Raw genomic sequence first — 9,528 nt, 5'->3', positions numbered from 1 at the left:
AGGACGCTGCAATGATCATTTCAAGAATCAACGGTTTCACATACGTTCAGACCGAGTTCGACTATTTCACAGGCAAGCTCAACATCGTTCAGGAAATCGCTTATTCAGATGGTCCTAGGGCAAAGGTTAAATGCTACGGTGCAGATGATGTACGCGAGGGTGTTGCCATCATGTGGCACGAGGGCGTTGACGTTTCCATCACAGGTAACTCAACCAACCCTACACGTTTCCAGCATCCTGTTGCAGGAACATACAAGAAAGAGAGAGTTCTCGCAGGCAAGCCATACTTCAGCGTTGCTTCAGGTGGCGGTACTGGCCGGACACTTCACCCTGACAACATGGCCGCCGGTCCTGCTTCATACGGTATGACCGACACAATGGGCCGTATGCACTCAGATGCTCAGTTCGCAGGTTCGTCTTCAGTTCCTGCACACGTTGAGATGATGGGTTTCCTTGGCATAGGTAACAACCCTATGGTAGGCTGCACAGTTGCCGTAGCCGTTGACGTTGCCACAGCATTGAGCAAATAATACAGTTCCTGGCAGATTGCCCATGCAATTCTTAAAGGTCCCTGCGGGGACCTTTTTCATTTTTAGGAGGCCTGTTGCAAAAGCGGAATCTGTTAAGTAATTTTGTTCACATTCAATATTTGTCAATCATGAAATCAAAGACAGGACTACTCTCCATCTGCATTGTACTTTTTACTGCAAGCGCCCTTTCCCCAACCGTAGTTTCCGCACAGCAGAACCGGCAGGATGAAATTCCCCAGGCACACAAGCTTTACAAATTCACCCCTATAGTTGATCTCAAGGCCACCTCCCCTAAGAACCAGGCGGAGACAGGAACCTGCTGGTGCCATTCCACCATATCGCTTCTTGAGTCCGAACTTATCAGGAAAGGCAAGGGCGAATATGACCTCTCTGAAATGTTCATAGTGCGCAACAACTACATTGAACGCATGGCCGATGATTATATGCGTGAGGGCAAGGGCAACCTCAACGAAGGAGCCTTCATGCATAATGTTCTTGACTGGATTACCAAATACGGAATCATGCCTGAGAGTGCATACAATGGTATAAACTACAATTCCCCAACCCACAATCACCGCGAACTGAACAGGTTCGTTCATGCCATTCAAAGCGTGCCTGTTTCAGAGCACCATCGCAGTGAAGAATATTATAAATTGGTGGAGAGCCTGTTTGATATATATCTGGGAAAGGTTCCGGAGAAGTTTGAATACAATGGGAAAAGCTATACCGCCAAGTCCTTTGCAAAGGAACTGGGACTGGACAAGGTTCTTGATGAATATGTCCCGATAACATCGGTGCTGCATCATCCTATGCACGAGCTGGTTGACGTTGAGTGGCCGGACAACTGGAACCATAGGAAATACTACAATGTGACTTTGGATGAGTTCATGGCAATAATGGACAACGCCCTTAACAACGGCTACACCTTCGGCTGGAGCGGTGACCTTACCAAAAGATGCTGCAGCTGCTGGAAAGGAATTGCCATAAATCCTGCACCCGAATACTTTGAGGAGGCTGTGAAGTTCGAGAAGAAATATCCTGAAATCAATGTCACTCCGGAAATCCGCCAGAAGGACTACGAGGATTTCAAGACACTCGACTGCCACGCAATGCACATAACCGGAATGCTCAAGGACCAGGATGGAACCATCTTCTACAAGGTGAAGGATTCATTCAACCAGGAGACCAACCCTGTAACGAACGGCTATGTTTATATGTCAAGAAGCTACATAATGATGCGCACCCTCACCATCCTCGTGCACAAGGACGCCATCCCTGCAGGCATCAGGAAGTCATTGGGTATCAAATAAGCACTTAAGGGAACTAGTGCTTGAAGATGCGGCTGGCGAAATCGGCCAGATATACACGCCAGTTGTACCAGGTGTGGCCGCCGGTGCTCTCAACGTAAACGTATTTCCAGCCATGTGAATCAAATAGCTTGCGCAGGTCAACGTTCATCTGGTAAAGCGGGTCCTTGTCCCCTATTGCAATATAGTACAACTTTGGATTCGCCTCGAACTGCTTTGCAAGCTTTGCTTCCGTATTCATATACAGTTCAGGAAACATTTCCTTTCCGTTAATATCCCTTATGTGCGCGCAGGAAGAGAACAGACCCACATAATCGAATGTTCCCGGATTGTTAAGGGCAATCTGGAAAGTATGCTCCCCTCCCATTGAAAGACCTGCTATGGCACGGCCCTCAGGAGCCTTTATGGTTCTGTAATTCTTTTCCACATGCGATAGTATATCAACGAAATGCGCTTCGAAGGTAGTATTGTACGCCCCGTCGAACTTAGGTCTGTACATGCCCTCATTGCCGGCCTCGCCAGGAATGGCCTGATGCTGGGTTGCTCCGTAAGGCATCACAACTATCATGGGTTCAATCTTCTTCTGAGCTATGAGATTGTCGAGAATCTGCGCCGCACGGCCCATGACCAGCCAGGCATCCTCATCGCCGCCCTGCCCGTGCAGCAGATACAGTACAGGATATTCCCTTCCGCTGGTTTCATAGCCTGCAGGTGTATATATCGACATTCTTCTCTGAGTTCCCAGAACAGGGGTATCATACCACACCCTGCTCACCGTTCCGTGAGGCACATCCTGAGGAATATACAAATCCCCCCTATCGCCAGGTAGGATTACATAATTGTATATATCGTTGGCATCCCTGACAATATAGGTATTGGAAGGGTCTATGGAATATACACCATCAATGCGGAAGAAATACAGATAGAAATCGCTCCTGAGCGGTGAGGTGGTGTAGCTCCAGACTCCGCCGCTTCCTTTTTTCATATCAACAGAATGGAAGTTCACAGGCTCGCCTCCGAGCTGGACCTGAGTGGCTTTTGGAGCATATACGCTGAATGTTACACTGTGGTCTGCGTTAATAACCGGGGAAATCACTTTCTGCGCGTTTGCATTGATGCAAAGCAGGATTGAAGCAATAATGGCTGTCAGTAATTTTCTATTCATATCATCGGATTTCTAACTATGCAAATTTAATGATATCCTAAACAAGGATGGCAAAAATTTAAGTACTTTTGCGAGTTATATTAATTTTTGAACTCTATGCTCACATTCTGGCAATCATTATCGGATTCATTCTATAACAACCTCATAGTTGAAGACAGGTACATGCTTATAGTGAATGGATTGAAGACTACGCTTATCATTACCTTCTTTGCAGTGCTTCTGGGAACGGCACTGGCCGGAGGAATATGCTGGATGCGCATGCACCGCAACAAATTCCTTCAAAAGACCGCCATTGTATATATAGAATTCATGCGCGGCATGCCTGTGCTGGTTCTGCTCATGATAATGTACTACATAGTGCTCTCACCTCTCAACGCAAGCGGAATTCTGGTAGCAATCATCACCTTTGCCATGAACACGGCGGCATATATGGCTGAGATTTTCAGGACAAGCATAGAGTCCATAGACAAGGGACAGACTGAAGCCGGTCTTTCCCTGGGATTCAGCAGAACCCAGACATTCTTCCATATTATTGTACCTCAAGCCATACAGAAAGCCATCCCAGTCTATCAGGGTGAAGTGATAAGTCTTCTCAAGGGCACTTCAATTGTAGGCTACATTGCAGTGATTGACATGACCAAAGGTTCCGACCTTATACGTTCAAGAACATTCGATGCATTTTTCCCTCTCATCTTCACTGCAATAATATATCTCATCCTTGCATGGCTCATTGGCATAGGCCTGAAGTCCCTGATTAAAAAGAGGAAGACCAAATCCAGCGGCAAGACCGCCGCAATGTTGCTGATACCTGTCATTGCCGCAACGCTTGTTTCCTGCCAGCAGCAGAAAAGGATGCCTATTACAAGCGAAAAGGATCTGGAGGACAGAATGATTGCCGTACAGATGGGATCAGTGCAGGAACAAGGCGCACGAAAATTGTGGAAAGAAGAGAACTTACTCGTGTTCAATGTATTCACCGATGCCGTGAATGCCGCCCTGAGCGGAAAGGTTGATGCCGTATATGTGGAAGATGTCATATATTCTGAATTGAAAGCGCAACATCCGCAGTTCGACACAGTAGGATCCGCAATTCCTGCAACACCTATTGGGGCCACTTTCGGAAAAAACAATGAAGAACTCGCTCAGCAGTTCGAACAGTTCATCGCAGAATTTTCGGGTAGCCCGCAAGAGGTGGATATGAGGAAAAGATGGATAGAAGGCGACAAGGACAAAGCGCATGTTGATGTTGATGAGGTTCCTGGAAACAACCCGTTGAGAGTGATAACGGACCCTAGCTACCCTCCTTATGAGTACATATACAATGGTCAGGTTGAAGGATATGAAATAGAGCTGGCACGCAGATTTGCCTTATATATAGGAAGACCTGTTGAATTCATGATTGCGGATTTCTCGGCAATCATCCCGTCTTTGATGACCGGCAAGGCCGATATGGGAATATCTCTCATAAGTATAACTGAAGAAAGGAAACAGAACGTTCTTATGCGTCAGTATTCCGTTTCAAAGTCCATGGTCATGTTCAACACCGATATCATTGCGTCTGCGGAAGAGGCTATGGCCTTGAAAGAAGGAAGTTCCTCAAGCGGATGGGTTGTCTTGATAATATTGCTCCTGACAGCCGCTGCAATCATATACATTGTATGGCGCAGAAAAAAAATCTCCAGGATGAACGGACCTGCCAGCACATATTCCGGCAATGCCATCATCAAGATTGACGGCCTCCAGAAAAAATTCAGCGATGGACTCACCGTGCTCAAAGGCGTGAATGCGGAAATAATGGAAGGCGATGTGATATCCATAATCGGACCTTCAGGCACAGGAAAGAGCACATTCCTGCGATGCCTCAACCTTCTGAACCAGCCAAGTTCAGGCGATATATTCATTGATGGTGACAATATCCTTGCACAGGATGCAGATGTTCCTGCATTGCGTCAGAAGATGGGAATGGTGTTCCAGTCATTCAATCTGTTCAATGGAAAGACAATCCTTGAGAACATAACATTCGCTCCAATCAAGCTCCTGCATAAGAAGCCTGAGGAGGCACAAAAGGAAGCAATGGAACTTCTCAAGCTCATAGGCCTGGCCGAGAAGGCGGATTTCTATCCTGAAGAGCTTCCCGGCGGACAGAAACAGCGTGTTGCCATTGCCCGTGCCCTTGCCATGCATCCTAACATCCTTCTATTTGACGAACCTACCTCCGCTCTGGACCCTACAATGGTGAATGAAGTTCTAAATGTAATGAAGACACTGGCACAGCAGGGTATGACAATGATGGTTGTAACCCACGAAATGGGCTTTGCCAAGAATGTGAGCAACAGGGTGTTTTATATGAATGAAGGCGTGATTTATGAAGAAGGCACACCTGAACAGATTTTCACCAATCCGCAGCGTGAAAAGACAAAGATTTTCATAAACCAGTTGCGTCAGTATGTATATGACATTCAATCTGCAAATTATGACTACTACCAGATGGTTGCTCAGATTGATACTTTCTGCCGCAAATATGGGGTTAAGGAAGAAAAGATTGACCGCTTGATACATGTTGTTGAAGAGAGCATCCTCATTGTTGGCGCAACCAGGGGCGTCCAGCTCAAGATCTTCTATTCAGAAAAGAATGAGGCCTTTGAAGTTAGTGTTTCCACACCTGTTCTTCTTGACAAGGATATCCTTGAAAAGGAAGACTACATGATTCAGGCTGCAATGCTTCGCGGTATGTGCAAGGACATAAACATAAGCGTTGCTGACACAGGCAGCGACCTGCGTTGCACACTCTAAGGAAATTACATTGACAGAATTCAGCAAGACTGTACCCAAACCGGGGAATCCCCATGCGGAAGGTACAGGCTTGTTTTTTGTGTGCCTATGAATTCTCCGCCTTCTGGATGATGTAATGGAAACACCTGAAGTCCGCCATCCTTGCAGGCAGCGAACATGATTGTCTCAGCTCCGGGATTGCCAAGCGTTGAAATATGAATCATTCTCGGGTGTTTCCTGCTTGCTTTGAACGAACTGAATTCAAGCAGGCCGTTGGCCTTGATCTTGAAAACGAGAATGCCATCGTTCACCAGCCGACGTGTTGCGTACATATACCGGCCGTCCGGATGCATTTTCAAATCTCCCGCAGCAGGGCGTTCCGCAGGGGCACCGCTGATTCCGAGGATTGAAGTATCAATTCTCTGCACGATTCCTGCAACCATATCCTTGAAACTATACACCAGCAATTCATTGCTTAATTCGCACAGGCAATACAGCAGCTTTTCTTTGATATTGAATGCCAGATGGCGCGGACCTGAACCTGCAGGCACTGGAATGTCCAATTGAGGCTGATGTCTCAAAAATAACTTTTCCAGCAAAATATCGGATTGCTCGCCTCCCAACGGCGGACATGTCATTTCAAGAACCCTGATGACATCGGCACCGAAATCAGTTGCAAGAAAATATCGTGCATTGTTGTTGGGGAAAACATCGGTCATGGGGAATTCAAGAACCTGATGCACTCTGGAATGCAACTGCCTGCCGTGCTCAAGCACAGGTCCGCTTCCTGTGAATTTAATTTTCTGCAGCAAATGTGCCGTAAGTCCTTTTGTTGCAACTATTCCGTTCTGCCCGCCGGACTGCATATCATCTGATGACCGGTCTGAGCCACCGGGTTCACTGAAGCGGATAAGGTCCACGGAGCCATCGCCAAAGTTGGAAGAAATGAACAGGTCCGTGCCTTTCACAGGTGTGAGATAGCACGGGCCAGCCTCTGTGTTTTCCGATATTGAATAAGGGATGCCGTCCTTCACGCAGATGCAGGAATAGTCCTGCCCTTCGAACTGCTCAAGATTGGAGAATTCATTGTTTGCATAGTCAACGCTGTACCAATGCTTCCCGTATGTCCCTACATAGAGTTTCATTATATTGTCCACTCGGTGCCTTCCTTGGAATCCTTCAACTGAACGCCGAGTTCCTTCAAGCGGTCCCTTATTGCATCGGAAGTTGCCCAGTCCTTGTTGGACTTGGCCTGCGCGCGCTGCTCCAGTATCATGCTCATAAGACCGTTCACAAGTTTTTCATCAGCAGCTGATGATCCTGCACTTGCCGCAGCTGTCTCATTGCCAGCGCAAACTCCCAGAACATCGCAGAGAACGTCAGAGAACAACTCAACGAGCGCATCCTTGCCATTCTGAGAAAGTTTGAGGCTGCCAGCCTTGGCAGAGTTCACAATCTTCACTGCATCAAATATGTGTGAAAGTGCAATAGGTGTGTTCAGATCATCAAGAAGGGCGTCCCAGACATTCTCCTTTATTTTCAGGATCTGCTCATCACTGGCGCTTGCGTCCCCGCTTGCCTCAACTTTCAGATTCTGTACGTCCCTGGCTGCTGCCAGTACACGTTCCAATCCCTTCTGGGCCGCCTGCAGTGCTGCATTGGAGAAATCAAGCGTGCTTCTGTAGTGTGCCTGAAGTATGAAGAACCTGATGGTCATTGGTGAATATGCCTGCTCCAGAATAGGATGATTGCCGGCGAACAGCTGGTCAAGGGTGATGAAGTTACCGTATGACTTGCCCATCTTCTGACCGTTGATGGTAATCATATTGTTGTGCATCCAGTAGTGTACACCGCCATTGCCCCTTGATATGGTGTTCTGTGCAATCTCGCATTCGTGATGAGGGAACATCAGGTCCATTCCGCCACCGTGAATGTCAAATTCCTTGCCAAGATATTTCTCGCTCATTGCCGAGCACTCCAGATGCCAGCCCGGGAATCCGTCGGACCAAGGTGAAGGCCAGCGCATGATATGTTCAGGCTGGGCCTTTTTCCAAAGAGCGAAATCGAATGAAGCATGCTTGTCGCTCTGACCGTCCAGTTCACGGGTGTTCGCATCCTGTTCCTCGATGTTCCTGCCGGAAAGAATTCCGTATTTGTACTTCCTGTTGTAAGCTACAACGTCAAAATACACTGATCCGTTGCTTATGTATGCATAGCCGGCGTCAAGGATTTTCTTTACCAGATTTATCTGCTCAATTATGTGGCCGCTGGCCTGAGGCTCGATGCTTGGCGGCAGGGTGTTGAGTTTTCCAACCGCCTCGCGGAAACGCAGGGTGTAATTGTGGGCGATCTCCATTGGCTCGAGCTGCTCGAGCTTTGCCTTCTTTGCTATCTTGTCCTCACCCTCATCAGCGTCATGCTCAAGATGTCCCACATCGGTGATGTTGCGGACATATCTGACCTTATAGCCCAGTTTTCTGAAAAGTCTCACCAGAACATCAAAGGTTATGGCAGGACGGGCATGGCCCAGATGGGCGTCACCGTAAACGGTAGGACCACAGACATACAGGCCCACCTTTCCTGGGACAATTGGTGTGAATTTCTCTTTAGTTCGGGTTAATGTATTATAAATCAGCACATTTTTCTCCAAGCCGTTTTCAACAGTCCTTTCCATAAATTCAATTTTTCAATTCATTTCACGATATGGCAAAATTACAAAAATTATTGGAATAAATATATTTTCAACAATTGCGGATTCAGCACTTGAAATATTGGGGAAATACCTAAATTGCAACATTAGAAAGTCAACTGACAGGGATATGGGAGAGAAAGAACAAATCAGGCGGTGCCCTGTATGCGGGAGAGCGATTGCAGGGAGGAGTGACAAGAAATTCTGCAGCGACATTTGCAGGACATTCTACCACAACAAACTCAAGCTTTCCAAGAGAAAGAAAGGAGGCTTTCTGGCAAGACTCCTTGCTTTTTTCCACCTGCGATAATCTTTCTTATAAAAAGAAAACCGAAGGGGGACTCCCCTCCGGTACCGTACAGTCCTCGAAGCTATCTCTGCGGGACCACAAGCTTGAGGGCAAGGATCTCCGTATAATATTTATCCTCACCATCTATGTTCTTGAATTTCTGATACCTGAGCTTGCCTTGCAACTCAATGAATGCACCTTTCTTAACGGCATCGAAGTCAGGAATGTATCTGGAGGTCCAGGCCACCACGTTGTGCCACGATGTTTCCTCCTTATACAAACCATCTCCGGCACTGAACAGTTCATGGGTGGCAACCGAGAATCTTGCCACACGTCCCTTTCCCTCAATCACGGTAATCTTCGGATCCATCCCTACGATTCCCTTCAGTTCAACTTTGTTCATTGATCTTTCCATAAAAATCTGTTTTTAGTTAATAATTTATTGATGGCAGCTTGAAAAAGCCTGGACAAAGAAAGCATTTCTATTTATCAATGAGTGCAATTTACACATTTATAAACGTTTATAAACGTGTAATGCCGTTTGATATACGATTCAGAAAAATGTTATGTTAAAACAGCAGTCCTATAAAAAAAGACAATATCACATTATTTTATTTATTTGTGGCAGCCAGATCTTCTGAGTTTTTCAATTTTCTGTACTAAAAAGTCTGTTTCTCGACCTTGGGCTTGGCTGGACGGCCACGGCGCCTCGTAGTCTGCTTGGCCTTGGATACGTAGGCCGGGGCGCAACAGTCCGGAATCGGGAAGTCGAAGGC

At 46.8% G+C, this 9,528-nt stretch carries 8 protein-coding genes; 4 read left to right on the top strand and 4 right to left on the bottom strand.

The features are described from left to right. Together AC06L3_RS08115 and AC06L3_RS08110 are read left to right on the top strand one after the other, a co-directional pair. On the top strand, positions 1-530 hold a 530-nt coding region (locus AC06L3_RS08115), incomplete at its 5' end, for a GGGtGRT protein (protein ID WP_475670117.1). Positions 531-658: 128 nt separating this feature from the next. Further along, a complete protein-coding gene (locus tag AC06L3_RS08110; protein WP_475670116.1) occupies positions 659-1,840 on the top strand; it encodes a C1 family peptidase in 1,182 nt (393 codons plus the stop codon). A 13-nt stretch (positions 1,841-1,853) separates the two neighbouring features. Here the strand turns inward: AC06L3_RS08110 and AC06L3_RS08105 are convergent, their stop codons facing one another. Continuing rightward, positions 1,854-3,002 (bottom strand): alpha/beta hydrolase-fold protein, encoded by a 1,149-nt coding sequence (locus AC06L3_RS08105; protein WP_475670115.1) that lies wholly within the window; start codon positions 3,000-3,002, stop codon positions 1,854-1,856. Positions 3,003-3,098: 96 nt separating this feature from the next. Here AC06L3_RS08105 and AC06L3_RS08100 point away from each other — a divergent pair, with 96 nt between their 5' ends. After that, the gene (locus tag AC06L3_RS08100; protein ID WP_475670114.1) at positions 3,099-5,795 is read left to right on the top strand and encodes an ABC transporter permease subunit; all 2,697 of its coding nucleotides are present in this window, start codon (positions 3,099-3,101) and stop codon (positions 5,793-5,795) included. Between the two features lie 20 nt (positions 5,796-5,815). On the opposite strand, the gene AC06L3_RS08095 is transcribed toward AC06L3_RS08100, so the two are convergent. Both AC06L3_RS08095 and cysS read right to left on the bottom strand, forming a co-directional pair. Beyond that, a complete protein-coding gene (locus AC06L3_RS08095; RefSeq protein WP_475670113.1) occupies positions 5,816-6,919 on the bottom strand; it encodes a lactonase family protein in 1,104 nt (367 codons plus the stop codon). Further along, positions 6,919-8,448: a cysteine--tRNA ligase gene (cysS, locus tag AC06L3_RS08090; RefSeq protein ID WP_475670112.1), complete on the bottom strand. Its 1,530-nt coding sequence runs from the start codon at positions 8,446-8,448 to the stop codon at positions 6,919-6,921. The genes AC06L3_RS08095 and cysS overlap by 1 nt, the downstream gene beginning before the upstream one ends. A 145-nt stretch (positions 8,449-8,593) precedes the next feature. Between cysS and AC06L3_RS08085 the strand changes: the two genes are divergently transcribed. Beyond that, positions 8,594-8,773 (top strand): DUF2116 family Zn-ribbon domain-containing protein, encoded by a 180-nt coding sequence (locus AC06L3_RS08085; RefSeq protein WP_475670111.1) that lies wholly within the window; start codon positions 8,594-8,596, stop codon positions 8,771-8,773. Positions 8,774-8,834: 61 nt separating this feature from the next. Here AC06L3_RS08085 and ssb read toward each other — a convergent pair whose 3' ends face one another. After that, complete coding sequence (ssb, locus tag AC06L3_RS08080; protein WP_475670110.1) at positions 8,835-9,167, bottom strand: single-stranded DNA-binding protein; 333 nt, start codon at positions 9,165-9,167, stop codon at positions 8,835-8,837. Positions 9,168-9,528 lie beyond the last annotated feature (361 nt).

It is taken from the genome of Candidatus Egerieousia sp. (assembly GCF_056211015.1).
The sequence above is the reverse complement of the archived record's forward strand: the minus strand, read 5'-3'. Positions and strand labels throughout refer to the sequence as shown.

What these genes read in the sequence shown, in the direction of transcription:
- AC06L3_RS08110 (WP_475670116.1), top strand. Translation starts at nt 659, where the DNA reads ATGAAATCAAAGACAGGACTACTCTCCATCTGCATTGTACTTTTTACT.
- AC06L3_RS08105 (WP_475670115.1), bottom strand. Translation starts at nt 3,002, where the DNA reads ATGAATAGAAAATTACTGACAGCCATTATTGCTTCAATCCTGCTTTGC.
- AC06L3_RS08100 (WP_475670114.1), top strand. Translation starts at nt 3,099, where the DNA reads ATGCTCACATTCTGGCAATCATTATCGGATTCATTCTATAACAACCTC.
- AC06L3_RS08095 (WP_475670113.1), bottom strand. Translation starts at nt 6,919, where the DNA reads ATGAAACTCTATGTAGGGACATACGGGAAGCATTGGTACAGCGTTGAC.
- cysS (WP_475670112.1), bottom strand. Translation starts at nt 8,448, where the DNA reads ATGGAAAGGACTGTTGAAAACGGCTTGGAGAAAAATGTGCTGATTTAT.
- AC06L3_RS08085 (WP_475670111.1), top strand. Translation starts at nt 8,594, where the DNA reads ATGGGAGAGAAAGAACAAATCAGGCGGTGCCCTGTATGCGGGAGAGCG.
- ssb (WP_475670110.1), bottom strand. Translation starts at nt 9,167, where the DNA reads ATGGAAAGATCAATGAACAAAGTTGAACTGAAGGGAATCGTAGGGATG.